This is a genomic window from Pantoea sp. GCM10028869 (assembly GCF_042666835.1).
GTDB classification, from domain to species: domain Bacteria; phylum Pseudomonadota; class Gammaproteobacteria; order Enterobacterales; family Enterobacteriaceae; genus Pantoea; species Pantoea leporis.
The window spans coordinates 804377-820884 of the sequence record NZ_JBHTGO010000001.1; the positions used below are offsets into that span (position 1 = coordinate 804377).

At 49.0% G+C, this 16508-nt stretch carries 15 protein-coding genes and 2 pseudogenes; 7 read left to right on the plus strand and 10 right to left on the minus strand.

Translation table 11 applies throughout. The features are described from left to right. Positions 1-63: 63 nt before the first annotated feature. Both ACFQW4_RS03700 and ACFQW4_RS03705 read right to left on the minus strand, forming a co-directional pair. Complete coding sequence (locus tag ACFQW4_RS03700) at positions 64-780, minus strand: nitroreductase (RefSeq protein WP_377723850.1); 717 nt, start codon at positions 778-780, stop codon at positions 64-66. A gap of 196 nt (positions 781-976) precedes the next feature. Further along, positions 977-1399, minus strand: a complete 423-nt coding sequence (locus ACFQW4_RS03705; protein WP_225608267.1) for a MarR family winged helix-turn-helix transcriptional regulator — start codon at positions 1397-1399, stop codon at positions 977-979. A 391-nt stretch (positions 1400-1790) separates the two neighbouring features. On the opposite strand from ACFQW4_RS03705, the gene ACFQW4_RS03710 reads away from it, so the two are divergent. The 3 genes and pseudogenes from ACFQW4_RS03710 (at position 1791) to ACFQW4_RS03720 (ending at position 6385) form a co-directional block, all read left to right on the plus strand. Next, the gene (locus ACFQW4_RS03710; RefSeq protein ID WP_377723852.1) at positions 1791-3401 is read left to right on the plus strand and encodes a methyl-accepting chemotaxis protein; all 1611 of its coding nucleotides are present in this window, start codon (positions 1791-1793) and stop codon (positions 3399-3401) included. Between the two features lie 308 nt (positions 3402-3709). After that, a pseudogene (locus ACFQW4_RS03715) lies at positions 3710-4866 on the plus strand (IS30 family transposase). Between the two features lie 163 nt (positions 4867-5029). Further along, a complete protein-coding gene (locus tag ACFQW4_RS03720; RefSeq protein WP_377723854.1) occupies positions 5030-6385 on the plus strand; it encodes an amidohydrolase family protein in 1356 nt (451 codons plus the stop codon). A gap of 156 nt (positions 6386-6541) precedes the next feature. Here the strand turns inward: ACFQW4_RS03720 and ACFQW4_RS03725 are convergent, their stop codons facing one another. Next, positions 6542-7258: a YafY family protein gene (locus ACFQW4_RS03725; RefSeq protein WP_271460558.1), complete on the minus strand. Its 717-nt coding sequence runs from the start codon at positions 7256-7258 to the stop codon at positions 6542-6544. Positions 7259-7315: 57 nt separating this feature from the next. On the opposite strand from ACFQW4_RS03725, the gene ACFQW4_RS03730 reads away from it, so the two are divergent. Further along, positions 7316-7681: a VOC family protein gene (locus tag ACFQW4_RS03730; RefSeq protein ID WP_271460557.1), complete on the plus strand. Its 366-nt coding sequence runs from the start codon at positions 7316-7318 to the stop codon at positions 7679-7681. 78 nt (positions 7682-7759) lie between these two features. Here the strand turns inward: ACFQW4_RS03730 and ACFQW4_RS03735 are convergent. The 3 genes and pseudogenes from ACFQW4_RS03735 to ACFQW4_RS03745 form a co-directional block, all read right to left on the minus strand. Next, positions 7760-8362: pseudogene (locus ACFQW4_RS03735) on the minus strand (site-specific integrase). Positions 8363-8446: 84 nt separating this feature from the next. Continuing rightward, a complete protein-coding gene (locus ACFQW4_RS03740; protein ID WP_350262206.1) occupies positions 8447-8698 on the minus strand; it encodes a hypothetical protein in 252 nt (83 codons plus the stop codon). A 235-nt stretch (positions 8699-8933) separates the two neighbouring features. Then, positions 8934-9335, minus strand: coding sequence for a helix-turn-helix domain-containing protein (locus ACFQW4_RS03745; protein ID WP_101761091.1), 402 nt, complete (start codon positions 9333-9335; stop codon positions 8934-8936). A gap of 85 nt (positions 9336-9420) precedes the next feature. Between ACFQW4_RS03745 and ACFQW4_RS03750 the strand changes: the two genes are divergently transcribed. Next, complete coding sequence (locus ACFQW4_RS03750) at positions 9421-10356, plus strand: aromatic alcohol reductase (RefSeq protein ID WP_271460687.1); 936 nt, start codon at positions 9421-9423, stop codon at positions 10354-10356. Positions 10357-10812: 456 nt separating this feature from the next. Here the strand turns inward: ACFQW4_RS03750 and ACFQW4_RS03755 are convergent, their stop codons facing one another. The 3 genes from ACFQW4_RS03755 to budA are packed head-to-tail and all read right to left on the minus strand — an operon-like array spanning position 10813 to position 14079. Further along, positions 10813-11586 (minus strand): (S)-acetoin forming diacetyl reductase, encoded by a 774-nt coding sequence (locus tag ACFQW4_RS03755; protein WP_377723858.1) that lies wholly within the window; start codon positions 11584-11586, stop codon positions 10813-10815. Between the two features lie 16 nt (positions 11587-11602). Continuing rightward, the gene (gene alsS / locus ACFQW4_RS03760) at positions 11603-13282 is read right to left on the minus strand and encodes an acetolactate synthase AlsS (protein ID WP_377723860.1); all 1680 of its coding nucleotides are present in this window, start codon (positions 13280-13282) and stop codon (positions 11603-11605) included. Positions 13283-13296: 14 nt separating this feature from the next. Further along, positions 13297-14079: an acetolactate decarboxylase gene (budA, locus tag ACFQW4_RS03765; protein WP_137387213.1), complete on the minus strand. Its 783-nt coding sequence runs from the start codon at positions 14077-14079 to the stop codon at positions 13297-13299. A gap of 104 nt (positions 14080-14183) precedes the next feature. Between budA and ACFQW4_RS03770 the strand changes: the two genes are divergently transcribed. After that, entirely contained in the window at positions 14184-15062 is an 879-nt protein-coding gene (locus ACFQW4_RS03770; protein WP_192235537.1) for a LysR family transcriptional regulator, read from the plus strand. An 88-nt stretch (positions 15063-15150) separates the two neighbouring features. On the opposite strand, the gene ACFQW4_RS03775 is transcribed toward ACFQW4_RS03770, so the two are convergent. Then, positions 15151-15390: a transcriptional regulator gene (locus ACFQW4_RS03775; RefSeq protein WP_110868383.1), complete on the minus strand. Its 240-nt coding sequence runs from the start codon at positions 15388-15390 to the stop codon at positions 15151-15153. A 347-nt stretch (positions 15391-15737) separates the two neighbouring features. On the opposite strand from ACFQW4_RS03775, the gene ACFQW4_RS03780 reads away from it, so the two are divergent. Further along, positions 15738-15944: a DUF3606 domain-containing protein gene (locus ACFQW4_RS03780; RefSeq protein WP_101761078.1), complete on the plus strand. Its 207-nt coding sequence runs from the start codon at positions 15738-15740 to the stop codon at positions 15942-15944. The last annotated feature ends 564 nt before the right edge of the window (positions 15945-16508 follow it).

The window sequence follows — 16508 nt, forward strand, 5'->3', positions numbered from 1 at the left end:
AATCGCTGTGTAATTGATGCGGTGGAGGGCGGGGCGGATAAAACAATGACGCCCCATCTTCTGTCAGTCGTGTAAGGTGACACTGGTGTCGACCGGTACACGATCCATGCGGAACCGGTTACCGGGCGCCGCCTCATCCGGGTAGCCGAAAGATATGCCAAAGAGCAGTTTCAATTCGTCAGGCACGCCGAGGAATTCACGGATTGTCTGGGCAAAAAAACCAAGCGAAGTTTGGGGAATACCACCGAGACCACGCGCCGCGAGCGACAACAGGAAGGTCTGTCCATACATACCGATGTCTCCTGCAACGCGCACATTGTCACCAAATGAGGGCATGAACAGGAACGCGACCTGTGGAGCATTAAAGAACGAGTAGTTCATCGCGCCCACGCGATGCCGCCCCTCCTTGTCCTCGCGCATCACGTTCATGGCTTCATAATAGGCCTTGCCTAGCGCGTCGTTACGCTTACGATATTCGCCGTAATAGTCGTTCTGGTCGAAAGTAAAGTCCGGTGTGAATTCTCCAGCATCGTTTTTGACGTGCAGAATTCTGGAGAGCTGCCTGAGCTTCTCGCCGCGGACGATGTGCGTATTCCAGGGCTGCGTATTGCAGTTAGAAGGTGCGTACTGAGCATCTTCCAGCACCTCCCGGATAATGCTTGAAGGCACGGGATTATCGAGAAAGCCACGGACAGAGCGACGCGTGCGGATAGTTTCTCTGAACGACAGCGTTTCATCTGGTGAGGTTTCGGCGCTGGAATGAATGAGATTCATAGTCATAACTGCTTCCTTTGTTAGGGTGAGTGTCTGTCAGGTAGCCATAACCATAACGTCATGGACACGACGGCCCTGGGCGACAATTTCTTTCGATCATCAGATGACCTTAATGGCGGGTCATATTCCGCCCAAACATCTCTAGTCAGCAAGACTCTAGCGTACTAGATAAATTAGCGAAAACAGACCTTAGTCGGCCTCTTTAATCGTTTCGAGGTCTACAGAGGTCCTGCAAAGTCTCGCGAAGCAAAATAAGTCCAGCTTCGTCCAGCTTACAGGCACTCTTGATCTTCTTAGTAACGCCCAAGATTTCTTCCCGGATATTCTCGGCACGTGGGGTCAGATTGACCAGCACACGTCGTTCATCGTTCGGGTCTCGGGTACGAGTAACAAAGCCGGCTGTCTCAAGACGCTTGACAAGCGGCGTGATAGTGCCCGTGTCCATATCGAGAGAGGTGCCAAGCGTGCCAACTGATAATGGCGATCCGTTCAGGAGTTCGAGTATTACCAGGTACTGCGGAAACGTCAGCCCTAACGGCTCCAGGAACGGCTTGTGCATCCGGGCCATACGGTTAGCTGCCCCATAGAGAGCAAAAGAGAGCTGCATACCAACGCTGCGGGACATAGTCATCATTATCTCGAACGATATCTTCTAGTGCACTAGAGTAAGCCATTACACAACTTTTTCAAGAACCATGACCACCTTCCTGGCCAAAAAATCGTCGGCTGTGCTGCGCTCCTTAAGCCTGAAAAGGCTATCTGGATTAAGTAGTGAAAGGCGGTTGGCCTGTTCTTCAACGTAAGCTTACAGGCATTGGCCCGATTATTTCCCGGTGATAAATTAACATAATGGTTGCTAAATCCGCTTCTGGCACATTGCTGATGGCCTCTTCTGAAAGCAACAATCAGCTAACACATCTGCATACACTTGTAACTAAAGCCCGCATTATTTCGCCCGAAACTGTTGATGAAAGTAAGCAATAACTTACCAAACACAGCAAACATCGGAGCACGTAATGACCATTTCACAGCGGCTTTTCCTGACCTTCTCGCTACTGGCGATATCACTGATCGCACTCGTTACCACATCCGTTAATGTGGTGACCGGATTTCAGGCACGTTTTAAGTACGTGCAAGAAAACACTATCCCTTCCATTACAGATATTGACGACCTGATTGACACGAGCAACAAAATTATCATTAGTCTTTACCGGCATCAGAGTTCAAAAATCCTCAGCCAGCAGGCAAAGTTTGAAAAAGAGATTAATGAAAATATCGACCAGCTGACGGAAGGTACCCGGCACTATCTTGAGGTGAACGTTTCTAACGACGAAGATCGACAGATGACTGAGCGTGAACTTGCCATTATTCAGCAAATGCGTGTCAGGTTACCGGCTTTTTTTGCTGGTTCCAGAGCGCACAATGATGATGTGGCGATGCCCGACCTGCAGGGAAATGACGGTGTAGGCGCTACCACCCGTAGCCTGATTTATGACTATCTGAAGCAGCGTCAGCTTAACGTCGGCATCGGCAACGCATTCGACGCGCATAACACCCGTACTTATCATAAGACTTTATGGACACTCATCGCGGGTTCTGCCGCGGGTATCGCGATACTGGGTTATTTCACGGTAAGAACCATTCTGTCTATTCGCCGCCATATGAATGGCATGCGTACCGTAATGGAGAGCGCAAGTGAAAATCTTGATTTAACCCTTAGGGCAGATGAGTCTCGTCGCGATGAGATAGGGCTTACCGCGAAAGCGTTTAATCAACTTGTAAGCAAGGTTGACACTTCACTTAAGACCGTCGGGCAGGCGGCATACTCCGTCAGCGTTTCTTCAGGCGAAATAGCCGCGGGCAATGATGATTTATCCTCGCGGACCGAAGAGCAGGCTGCCTCCCTGGAGGAAACCGCAGCCAGCATGTATCAGCTCAGCGAGACGGTCCGGCAGACGGCCGAAAACACCCGGCTGGCCAGTAAGCTGGCGAAAAATGCCCGTGAGATTTCTGATGACAGTTCCGTCAAAGTCAGCACCATGATTGGTACTATGTCAGACATCCGGAGCAGCTCGGCCAAAATCACAGACATCATAGCCCTGATTGAGGGCGTGGCATTCCAGACCAATATCCTCGCACTTAACGCAGCGGTCGAGGCCGCCCGCGCCGGTGAGCAGGGTCGTGGTTTTGCGGTTGTGGCTGGCGAAGTCAGAAACCTGGCACAGCGCTCTTCCGCCTCTGCCCGTGAAATCAAGGCGCTGATTGAATCCTCGATTGCTTTTGTTGAGGCGGGTACGTTACAGGCCAGCGAAGTTGGTGAGAACATGACGCGGATGGATGACGCTGTTCGTCAGGTCAATGAGCTGATAGACGGAATTTCGGTTGCCGCGCAGGAACAGTCTCTGGGAATAAGCCAGGTGCATCAGGCGATCAATCAGATGGATGACGTGACGCAACAGAATGCCTCGCTGGTCGAAGAAGCATCTGCAGCTGCCCATTCACTGACCGAACAGGCTGAAGCCCTGAATGGCATGGTCTCAGCGTTTACTATTAGTGAAGGCGTTTCTATCCTTAAACCAGAAGTTAAGCTACACAGCAGCAAACTTGTTATGCAGCCGGTAACGTAAAAGCCGTTGTCTGAAACATTCCACAGTAGCGACGACAACTGGGCTAAGTGCTGACAAAATCAGACAGCCGGCGATATATGCGGCTGCCTGAGCTCACCCGGCTCACACAAGGAAATCCGAATGCACAGTAAGATAAAGAGTGGCGCTGCCGAAACTAATTGGTCAACTTATTGGTATGGGTACTCGAGCCCCCTATCCCCACAGGCAGGGAACACTTATCCATTATCAGGCTGTAGTACAATGAAGCCAGGCAATGTTCGCTTCGGGTTGTGAGTTCAACGCTATCCTTAACCATGGGGGACGTTGCCATGAAACAAAGAGCGCTCACTTTTTACACGACAGAACAGAAAGCGATTGTCTGGGACAGATAATCGCGAGGTGATTTCCTGCATGATATCGCCAGAATGTTCGACAGATATCATTTTTCTATTATGCACACTATTCAGCAGGCTGGTGGGTATCGCCCCTGGTGAGAAAACGGTATCGGTAATCTTTTTCACTTGCTGAAAGAGAGGAAATATCCAGAGGGCTGGTAGCAAAAATCACCATCAGGGCGATCGCAAACAACTTATCAAGAGCCCCCTCAGCGATCAGCCGCTTGATCAGGAGGTACAGAGGTGCAAAACAATACCGGGCAGCAAAAGCCAATGCTGCCTCGTGGGAAAGTGCTCTGAGACCAAAACTCTGCAAGCTAATGAAAGCACCACATTGTGTAAAATTATTGCTGAGAAGATGCATCAGGACTGGTCGCCGGAATAAATCGCCGGTTGGCTGAAACCCTGTTATCCAGATAATCAGGAAATGCATGTGTCACACAAAATGGTTTAAAAAACGCATTTTATACAAATCCGTGGAGCATTAAAAAACAACTGCATCAATGACTCAGAAGCGGAAGAACGGTACGTTGATCCCCAAAGTCTTCACTTAAAGGGAAAGGATTGGGATCAATCCCGAATGCTATATCTGTCACCCAAAAGGCCAGCTGAAGCCGCAGACAGAACCATACCTGGCCACTGGGGAGGTGATCTGATCCAGGGCTCTAAAAACTCCTCTTTCGTCACTCTCGTTGAACGCCATTCCCGCTTTGTTATGCTCACCATAATCACGGACAACAAAAACAAAATTGTTATATCTGCACTTATCAAAAAAGCGCGGAGATTACCTGATGAGCTTTATATAGCACTAACATGGGATCGAGGCGCTGAAATGACCAGCCCCGCTCGATTTACTGTAGCGACAGACATTCAGATTTACTTATGTGATCCTCAATCTCCCTGGCAGCGTGACTCAAATGAAAATACTAACAGGCTGCTCAGACAATATTTTCCGAATGAACTGACCTGACTGTTAACAGCCAGCAAAGACCTAACAGTGTTGCCACTAAGCTAATTTAAAGGCCGAGAAAAACGCCAGACTATGAATCACCCGCAGAACGGTTCAATAGTGTATTGCATCCATCGGTTGAACTTATAGTGAGAAGCGGACGTTCGGAATTTTTCTCACAGCCCGATAGAAGCATCACAAATATTGCACTGAGTTAAAAAGGCATCAAATCAACAGATGTCTCATCAGCGCAATGACAATGCCTATACTCTGAGTTAACCCTATTGATTTACGAAGGAGTAGGTATGTCCTGTAAACTTCAGGCAGTAGTATTTATCGCCTGTTTTTTCTCTGCTTCAGTTAGCGCCGCCCCTCAGAATACTTTACTTATCCGCCAGGGTTACCTGTTACCCATGACAGCCAACGGACAGGATCAGCCCTCGACCGACATCCTGATCCGCAATAACCAGATAGTACAGATCGGAAAAAATCTTGTCGCCGCCGACGCAAAGATAATTGACGCCCGAGGTAAATATGTAATGCCGGGGTTCGTCGATGCGCATAATCATTTATGGGTCACCACCATGCGTGGCCAGTTCAGAAATAAACAGGGAAAGTTTTTCCCTGTCAGTAACAAGTTAGCAAAGAAGATGCAGCCGGATGATATTTGGCTGGCAATGTATTCTGGTTCGCTTGAACTGTTACAGTCTGGAATCACGACTACTGGCGACTTCTTTGATAACATTCATGGCCCTGCATGGGGTGATGCTGGCTTCAGAGCGCTCGAAAAAAGCGGCATTCGCGCCATCATGTATTACGGTGGTCCCGATAAAACCACAAAAAGAATGATTGATTTGACGCACCTGGCTGAACTCAAAAAGCAGTCAACGGATCGTGTTCAACTCGGGCTGGGCTGGCGGATCCCCAGGGACTTATCCAGCCAGCAGAACTGGGCCATGCGGGATAAAGAATACAGGTTTGCTGTTCAACACAATTTGCCTATTCAGGTGCATGTCAGCGGCGATGCCCGCGCAATGTTCGATGCACTTATAGACCGTCAGTATTTATCGCCATCGCTGACAGTGATACACGCAAGCGATGCGCTCCCGCAGCAGTTAAATGCTCTGCAAAAATCGGGGGGTGGGCTGGTATTAACACCGGTCAGCGAGCAACGAGTTGGTTATGGGCTGACCCTGCTTAATCACTTTGAGGACGTTGAAAGGCAGGGGCTGGGCATAGATGGTAATGCATTGTCTGGCGGGGCTAACATGTTTGAAACGCTCCGCACAGCCGCGCTTACTGAAAGTGGTAAAGCAAAAGATGAAACGCTTCCAGACGCGCGCCAGCTTCTGGCGTTAGCAACGCGTCGCTCTGCTGAATCGATAGGGCTGGGGGAATTAACCGGCACCCTTGAAGAGGGTAAGCGGGCAGACATTCAGATAATTAATCCCAACACGCTGAATATGGCAGGATTTGGCGGTGGCGACCCGGCAGCCCTCATCGTCTACTCAGCTCAACCGGAAAATGTAGAGACGGTCATTGTCGACGGCCGCATTATCAAAGCAGATGGAAAACTACAGGGTATTAATCTGGAAGAGCAGCTAAGAGCGACTAATGCTTCTGCAAAAAAACTATTGGAACATAGTGAATCGCAGATGTAATGAGGCCTGCTAATGTGCCAGCCATGAGGACAAGGCAACGTCCGCTTTTGGTACAAAGCGGACAGGCTGATTGAGCTGGAGATCCACTATGAGCGAAGAGCGGATATATTTTATAGATAAGACAGACTTGGATTTTCTGGAGCAATCATATCCATTTCAGCTACGCGTGGGAACAATGTTATCCAGACCTGCATTACGCCATATACGGAGTAAACTATGCCGGGAATGAGGATATCCTTCCTGCAGGTGCTGAAGAGATTTTAATCGCGTTACGTCGAAATGACGGAAGTCGTTACGTTCTTCACACCATGCAGCAAGCACAATAGCGCCGGAGAAGTAACCCAGCGCGAAAGGCCATATCGTTCTTTCACTCATATTACCGAGTGTGTCTGTATAACCTGCACGGATTTTACGTCTCCACCTGATGGCGCTTCGAACAACGCTCAGGTTTTCAAAGTTGTGATGAGCTTCCTGTCTCTTTCCCACCAATAATGTCGAGTCATCAAACAGTGTCTGTAACTGTGGCGGAAGACCGTGGCGGACTTTCCCCGTTACTTCTGAAGCTGCTTTAGCAATCCCCTTATCACCATATGTGGCTACCCAGCGTAAACCGAGCGCCAGTGCATCAAGCTGTTCGGGGGTAAACATCACCGGCGGTAAATGATGGCTCCGGGAAAGGATATATCCTGTGCCAGCCTCTCCCTGAATGTCGGCACCCTGAGCGCGTAGTGCGCCAATATCACGGTAAAGTGTACGAAGACTGATTGAAAGTTCTTCAGCCAGCCTGTGGCCACTTATCGGATAGCGATGCTGATAAAAAATCTGCAGAAGATTGAGAAGGCGTTCTGCTCGTTTCGGTCCTGATGCTGACATGTTCTGTCAATGCTCCCTGCAATAGTGAAGTCTCATTCTTTTTGGCGTGAGAGACTCATGATACCTAACCTGATCATTCTTTATGTTGATAACCCGATTGTGAGCAGTGGATTTTACCAGAAGCTATTCAATACAGAACCAGACGTGATGCTTCCGACGTGGGTGGCTTTTTCCTTTAATAACGGCCTGAACCTTGGACTATGGTCAACGACAGCGAGTGACTTTGTATCCTGCGGTGAAGGTAGCCGAACTGAATTGAGTTTTATGGTGAAAGATATTCAGGAGGTTGATGTGCTTTATCAGCAATGGTCAGAGAGCGGTGTGCAGATAGAACAGGAGCCCAAACATGCTGTTTTTGGCAAGACGTTCGTTGCGCTTGATCCTGACGGGCACCGTATCCGGGTATGTATCCCGGACGAATAAGTTAAAACGCTTACCTACCCATTTTTGAACCTGACGTATTCGCTTCTGGCACAGGGCTGCTGTTGCAGCCCTCACAGGCTAGACTTCAATTGACTCCGATATTTCCAGAGCATCATCTACTTCAATGCCAAGGTAACGTACTGTGCTTTCGAGTTTTTTGTGCCCCAAAAGTAACTGGATTACCCGAAGGTTCTTCGTTTTTTTATAGATAAGATATGGTTTGGTTCTGCGCATTGAGTGCGTACTGTAGAGCGTCTCATCGAGACCAAGCTTCCCAATCCATCCATGAAAAATACGGTTATATTGTCTGGTTGAGATGTGTCTTGAAGAACCAACGCGGGACTGGAAGAGATAGTCGCTATTACTTAGTAGAGCCATTTTGATCCACGTGGCTACAGCCTCTCTGGTTCACTTAGTCAGTTCAAACTGAACAGGGCTGCCCGTTTTCTGCTGCAGCACTGTCGCTCTGCCCGAAACAGAGTGCCCATAGGCTATATCAGAAACTTTTAGCTTAACCAAATCACAGCCCCGAAGTTTACTATCCAGAGCCATGTTAAAAAGAGCCAGATCACGAACTTTTCCTTCCAGCTCAAGACGGATACGAATTCCCCAGATATGAGAGATCTGAAGAGGCCGTTTCTGGCCGATAATGCGGCTTTTGTTCCAGGGGGATGTTGTCATGTTCAATCTCCATTGGGTTAGGAGATGTGATTATGAGTGTCCCGTATGAGCGATCTGCGGACCTTGCAATAATTAATGATCTCCTTACTTGATGCCATAATTAGCAGGTATAGACCTGACGTAGTCTGCAACTTCTCCATTATAAAGAGCCGAGATACTTTCAAAGACATCCGCTATATCTTTTCGGCTAACTTCATCAAGGGACTGAAGAGTTCCTGCAATACTCTCTTGCATCTCAATGGCCACATCAGGATTAATTAAAGTTTCCTCGGTAAATTCGAGTGCGATAGCTATATCAGCTATGACTTTCACTAATTGTATAGATTGTGATGACATATGAGCCTCTTCTTAGCTTTTGACTAGATTCCTGCGCATCAACTTAACATGAAGTTAGCAACGTCCGCTTCTGGCACAAAGCGGACATGCTCGCGTGGCAAGGTCTACTATGAGCGAGAAGCAGACCTATCGGCTCTCAATGTAGGCTGCAATATCACGTTGCAGCTTTCTTGAAGAGAGTTTTAACATGCAAAAATTCCTCAAGTCTCTTTTTGCCATGTTGTCACCAAAAGATTCAATCATCGTCATACTGTGCTCTTGTTTCCCGGAAATAGCTTGCGGATGTAATAATCCAAGACCATAAAGGTAGCATCCGCAGAAGCATTTCTTTTCCCATATCTGTAATTGCATAAACCACCCGGGGCAACTTTTCCTCATAATCATAGCGAGATATAAGGCCGTCCCGCTCCAGATGTCGCAGTGTTCGCGTCAGCATTCTTTGAGTGACACTCGTAAGGTAGCGGCGTAACTCTCCGTAACGAAGAGGTCCGTTAGTACCAAGAATATGCAGCACGCCCAGCGACCAGCGATTACCTGCATGAGCCAGGATCTCACGTTTTAGGCCCTCATCATCGTTGCTTAATTCCTCACAAAATTCCCTGGAAAATTGCAACAGTGCTTCCCGCTCAGACTCCATATCACCTCCGGTATCATGCGTGTGCCTAATTGAACCAGGTCATGTCAGCTGTCAGGATGACGTTTTAATACAACAGGAAGCAACAATGAATACTGAAAAGAAACCTAAAGATACTGTTTTAGTACTCGGTGCAGGCGAGCTTGGTATTCAGGTATTGAGAGCGATGAGCAATAAAGTGCAGGAACATACCGATGTAAAAATTAGCGTGTTACTCAGAAGCGAAGCCGCTTATGCCATTTCTGGCTCGCGCAAGGCACGGCTGGATGAACTGACGAAACTTGGAATCGCTGTAGTAGAGGGCGATCTGCAGGAAAACAGTATTGATGAACTGAGTGAACTATTTGCTGCTTTCGACGCCGTCATCAACTGCAGTGGTTTTGTCGGCGGGCCAGGAACACAGATAAAAATTACGCAGGCGGTATTCAAAGCGGCTGTAGCCCGCTACTTCCCATGGCAATTTGGCGTTGATTATGACGTAGTGGGTAAAGGCAGCGGTCAGCAAGTTTGGGATGAACAGCTCGAAGTTCGCCACCTTTTACGCCAGCAAAACGCAACATCGTGGGTCATCGTATCCACAGGCATTTTTACCAGCTATTTGTTTGAGCCCGGTTTTGGTGTGATTGACGCGCAAAGTAAAACCGTCTGTGCCCTAGGAGACTGGAAGCACGCGGTAACGCTAACCACACCAGAAGACATTGGCAAGCTGACTGCGGACATTTTCTTCCATCAGCCCACTTTCAAAAACGAGATTGTCTATATTGCAGGTGATACGCTGACTTACAGCGAGCTTGCGGATTTAATGAGTGCTTACTGGGGCATCAAAGTAAACAGAAAATTACTGGACAGGCAACAGCTTCAGGGTGATGCGCAGCACAATCCGCAAGATATTGGTGCAAATTACCGAATTGCTTTCGCACGGCCAGACGGCGTAGCCTGGAGTAAGCGCAATACTTACAATCACCGTCAGAGAATTTCAACTACAACGGCCAGTCAATGGCTGGCAAAACAGCACGGCATGTAGCACTCCGGTACTGTTAAGCTCTATTTTAAGCGGTGCAGAACAAAATCAGATGCCGACGTTGTGAATATCTATTGCTCTTGTCTTCAGAGAAAAAAAGCCACTGCAATTTTGCTGAAATTGCGGTTTACCCACCTATCCATAGAGCCAGAGCTTAAAATGAAAGCCCTAATATATTTAGGGCCCGCCTTCGCCCTAAATCAATTCTTCAACGTCCGCTTTTGGCACAAAGCTGCCTTTGGAGAATCCATGTCCACTATGGGCGAAACCCGATATATGTGAATTGCTATTTGACCAACCTTGTTTAGGTGGCTACTTTCGGACTGCACCAATCACGGTATCCGGCTGCATCAGTCCTGAAAAATCCCAGGAAGGTAGGCGCTGGGCGGAGACAGGCGGGCAAAAGTGCATGATTAATAGCTTACCCACACGGCAGTATGGGTAAGCACGATCCGCGAATCAGTTGAATACCATTCCGCCGTCGATCAGTAGCGATTGGCCGGTCATGTAGTCGGAATCCGGTCCCGCCAGAAATGCGACGCATGCGGCCACATCTTCCGGTTCAGATAGCCGGCCCAAAGTAATACGTTTTGCAAATTCCTGCGTCCCAAAGCCAACCGGTTTACCCGCCGCTTGTGAAATTTGCCTGTCGATCGATTCCCACATGGGGGTTTTGACAATACCCGGACAGAAGGCATTGACCGTAAGGCCTTTCGACGCAAGATCTTTAGCCGCTGTCTGCGTCAGCCCGCGAACGGCAAATTTGCTGGAGCTATAAACTGCCAGCTCCGGATTGCCAACATGTCCTGCCTGAGAGCAGGCATTAATGATTTTGCCACCGTGTTTCTCCGCGGAAAAAGCGCTGATCGCCGCCTGCATCCCCCAAATCACACCCTTAACGTTGACGTTATAAACCTTATCAACGATCTCCTCGGTGATATCGGTAATCGGTGTTGATGGCGCAATGCCGGCGTTGTTCACGATGACGTTGAAATCACCCAGCGCATGGCGCGCTTCTTCAACGGCGTGAAAAACGTTATCGCGTTGGGTGACATCAACCTGCAGCGCGATAGCCTTTCCTCCTGATGTGACAATCTCATCAGCGACATGCTGCGCCGTTTCAAGATTGAAATCCGCGATGGCTACGGAAAAGCCGTCTTTTGCCAGGCGTAAGGCAATGGCTGCGCCAATGCCCTGTCCGGCGCCGGTTACAAATGCGACCCTGTTTTTCATAATCATATCCTTTCAATTAGAGAATTTGACTCAGGTGTAACTGACTCATCAGTAGCGGGTTATCGCTGTAGTCGACCGGAATGGCGACCACAGCGGGGCCGCTGACATCCATTGCTTTGCGCAATGTTGGCTCAAGTTCTGCCGCACTGTTAACGGAGAATCCGGCTGCGCCAAAAGCATCGGCATAGGCTTTAAAATCCACCGGACCGAAACTGACGCCTGAAATGCGCTGATATTTTTTTTCTTCCTGCATGGCGACCATGTTGTAGGCGTTATCAACCCATATGATGTGCAGGATATTGGCCTTCAGCCTGACGGCAGTTTCCAGTTCCATGCTTGATTGCAAAAATCCGCCGTCCCCGGACACCGATACCACCTTGCGTGAAGGATCAACCAGCCAGGCACCAATAGCCCAGGGTAGGGCGACACCCATGGTCTGTTGACCATTAGAGATCATGATTTGGCGCGCACGGAAGCTATACAGATAGCGCGCTATCCAGATATGAAAGCTTCCCATATCAACGGTAAGGCTGATGTCAGAGTTAATGATGTCTTGCATCGCATGCACGATGCGCAGGGGATGCAGCGCAAATTGATTTAAGCTGGCACCTTGCATTGCCAGTAATTGGCGTTGCTGCTGGCGGTCTTCCAGTACAGTGGCGGCAGCGTGGCTTAGCGTTAATGGTGAGAGGATACGGGCGGCAATCTTGCATACGGTCTGCGCAATGTCGCCTACCAGTTCTGCATCGGGCTGGTAGCGGTTATCCGTATCAGCCGGTAGCACATCAATATGTACCAGGATGGCTTTGCCGCTGTTCCACATTGCCGGCTCATACTCAACCGGGCTATAACCGATAGTGATGATCAGGTCCGCCTGCTGTAATAACCGGTCTCCAGCCTGGTTGTTAAATAATCCAACCCGTCCAGCAAACCTTGAGAAGTGCTCCTGTCTGACTGCGCCTGCAGCCTGGTAAGTACTGGTAACGGGGATCTGGCTTTTTGACAGCAGTTCATGGACTGCGGCGCTGTTTTCTGGTTGGCTGGCCATCAGGCCCAGCAGGATAACCGGATTTTTTGCCCGGCTGATTTCCTGGCTGACAGCCTCAATTAGGGCTTCGGGGGCCGCGCCCAACTTAACGTGTCCACTATTTTGCAAAGGGCTGCCGGAAACCGGCTGATCAACAATATCCTGCGGCAGGCTGATAAAGGCACCTCCACCGCGTCCGTTTTCTGCATAACGAAATGCGTTAGAGACACATTCGGTCAGCGCGGAGGGGGCGGTGACCTCAACAGCATATTTCGTTACCGGACGAAACATCGACACGGTATCCAGGCTCTGGTGAACCTGTTTGGCGCTATCCGATCGTTTCACCGCTCCGCCAATGGCCACCACCGGATCGCCTTCGCTGGTGGCGGTTGCCATGCCGGTAACCAGATTCGAGCAGCCTGGTCCGGAGGTCACAAGTGCAACACCGGCATGTCCCGTAAGTCGGCCTACCGCTGCGGCCATAAAGGCAGCATTTGCCTCATGCCTGACAGGGATGAGTTGAATGGGAGAATCCACTAATGAATCAAACACTTTGTCGATTTTGGCTCCGGGGATGCCAAACACGTGGTTTACGCCTTGTGCTTCAAGCTGCGCGACCACGAGATCGGCGCCGCTGTTCCAGTGAGTGTGGGTTTTTAACGTTTTCATATTGCCCCCTATTGTTAGCTTTCGACGGCGCGAATGGCTTCATCAAGATTGTGCGGCGTGAGCTCTGCCTGAAGAAATTCGGTATCCCGGGGTAGATCAATGACAAGCTTGTTGATGGAGCCAAAGGTTAGCGTTCCCTCCTTCAGCACATAATCGAGGATGTGCCCACCGCCTTGCCGGTCATCCGTAATAAAGTGCTCGTGATAACCCGCCACGTTGATTCCCTGCATGTACTGCGGCGTACGGAAGCCAATCAGTTCACCCTGCGTCTCTTTAAATGCGAAGGTTGGCTGATCGCCCAGCACTTCCGGCATCGAGCGATAAGGGCGACATTGGCAGGGAACGGTTCGAGTCCGTACGGCATGAAAGCGACCACTGATACGCATGGCACAGAATTGGTTATCTGAAGTGATTTTGCTGTCGATAACCTGATGAACCTCTTCTCGCGTGGCGGTTTCGGTAAAGCGGTAGCGATTTTCAGGTTTGAAAAAAGTCATCACAGCAAACGGCGTTTGTTGCTCGGGCTGAGCAGGATTGGCGCTGCCATCGGAGCGTAACTGATAGACCTTGCTGTCGAAGGCAATGAGTTCTCCATCCAGCTGGTTGAACGTACCCAGGCCAAAATCGCCTTTCTTTAACAGATCGGACACCGTGGTGGATCCGTCATAAACACCGCTCAGCAGCGCGCTCATCAGTGAAGTCTGATAGATAACCTTTTCTGGTGAATCATCATGGAGTTTAAAGACGGTTTCTCTCAGCTGTTCCTCGCATGAACAGGCAGATACAAAATTACACATTTGCCACCTCGCAAACCAATAGTTAAGCCGTGTTAATATCATGGTGGGCTTTTTGGCTTACCGAATCCAATAGCGAAACCTGTAAACTTTGAGACGTTTTTGATATGGAACTTCGCCATCTGCGTTATTTTGTTGCTGTCGCCGAGACGCTACATTTCACTCGTGCTGCAGAAATGCTTGGCATTTCTCAGCCACCGCTGAGCCAGCAAATACAGCGACTGGAACATGAGATTGGGACACCATTACTGAAACGCCTGACGCGCGGCGTTGAACTCACCGATGCGGGAAGGGCATTCCTAAATGACGCCACTGAGATTGTGCAGCTGGCCGACCATGCGCTTGAGAAAGCCCGTGGTATGGCGCGGGGCATAAGCGGAAAGATGTCGCTCGGGTTTGCCAGTTCTGTCGCTTTCGGGGCTCCCGTGTTTGACCTTCTTCAGCGTTTTAGAACGCGTTATCCGGCAATGGAACTCATTGCCAGGGAAGAGAATATGGCTTTGCTGATGCAGGATCTGCGGGATGGGTTGCTTGATGCGGCGTTTATTCGTTTGCCGTGTGAAAGCAGCAAGGCGTTTAATTTGAAAGTCATCGCTACCGAAAGAATGATGATTGCGTTACCTGCGGGCCATGCATGTAGCTCCTCTGGCACCATTGCATTAGCGCAGTTGGTGGACGAAACATTGATTATGTTTCCGCGTGAAGTCGCTCCCAGCCTGTATGAGCTCATCGTCAGCACCTGTCTGCGCGCGGGGTTCACCACAACACGATTTATTCAGGCTCCCCAAATCACCTCGTCTCTCGGCATGGTCGGAGCAGGTTGTGGCATCGCGTTGGTACCAGAGTCCATGTGCTGTGTGAACAACCCGCATGTTACATTTTGCGAAATAGAGAATAACACCCTGTTTACCGATATCGCCTTTGCCTGGCGGCGCAACAACCCCTCAAGGACGGTGATGCATCTACTCAGTTTGATTAGCCAGTGATACGGCTAACTCTGTGACATTGATGCAGTGCTTGCTCTTTATCGAATGATACGGACAAGGCAGCATCGAATGATACGGACAAGGCAGCTTACTTTTTTTGTTGCGACACCAGTGCAAAATATGGATGTTGCCCAGCCAGCAACAATAACAATTCATATTCGCCCTGGCTGAGCTGTCCTGGATTCTTCGCAGACTCTTTCGACTGCCAAACACGCAGGCTAAGATCGAAACGCTCAGCGGCACTCTGTTGTGAAAGGCCAGCGGCAAGCCTGAGATCACGGATATTATGCTGTACGGCCACGGGCCGCTCTAAAAGTTGATTTCTCAAAGAAAACTCCTTAAATACGGGATGGAGTGAATTTGGGTATATCGCTCTCCCGCCTCTAAACATCACGTTAACTTGACCAGGATGCAGTGTTTTAATTTTCTCATTTATCAGAGGCTTAATAAGAAGAAATGAAAATAATTATTTTTTAGTTTAATGAAATAGATATTGTTAACACACGTCAGAATAAATCGCTGGCCTCGCCAGGATTACTCTCCTTTTTTATCCCCACCTCAACAGCAGGAATATTCCTCTATTCTATCCAGGGTGATTGTTCAATATAGGGAATGTATTGCGCTGGCAAGCCTCATGCCGGGCGTTCCTGCATAAAACAGAAAAGGATAAAAATAATGAAAAACCGTCAATACATTCAGCGGCGTATTCCAGCAGACCTCAGTCAGGTAGAGATACGCGAGCAGTGGCAAATCACGTTCTGGACTCTGAAGTTAAGCACCACACAAGACCGACTGAGTCAGGCCCTGCGCGAAGTCGGGCCGGACCTGGAGAACGTGCGCGCGTGGCTTGAGACAACCCCCACTTCTCGCCCAAAACGTTAGTGCCGGTCAACCGTTAACCACCCCCGTGAGGGTGGCGAACGGACCTTGTGGTAGCGAAGTGCTGCTTATACATGCCCGCGATAACTTGCGGCGCGTCGTAAACCTGCCCAACAAAAGCGTGTGTGCATAAGGTTTTCCCCGGTGTTGTCACTATAAATAAGAATTTTTATCATTTATATATATCGTGCGCTTTATAATAGTGCGCTATTTATGTAGCTTTTTTATTGTGACAGTTAGCTGGAAAAAGTAAAACGTTTGCACGATGAAATAAATGTATTGTCATTAGATAATTATTTCGTTAAAGAAAGTACAAATGACGGCTTTCCCGACGGGATACTCTTTACGTTCCAGAATAATCATTCAGGTACGCCTTCCTTAAGCGGCAATACACTTCCAATGAGTGGATAGATCGAAATTCCGGTCGTTACTCTTTGCTAGCCAGATAAAGGAATGAATTTAAAAAGTAACTAATTGATAACCAGCGTGGGAGATCTGTTTTTTTTTGCTACCTTCAAACTATCCATAACACCAGTGGATGAAGGGATATTCAGGCTCAGGTAACAC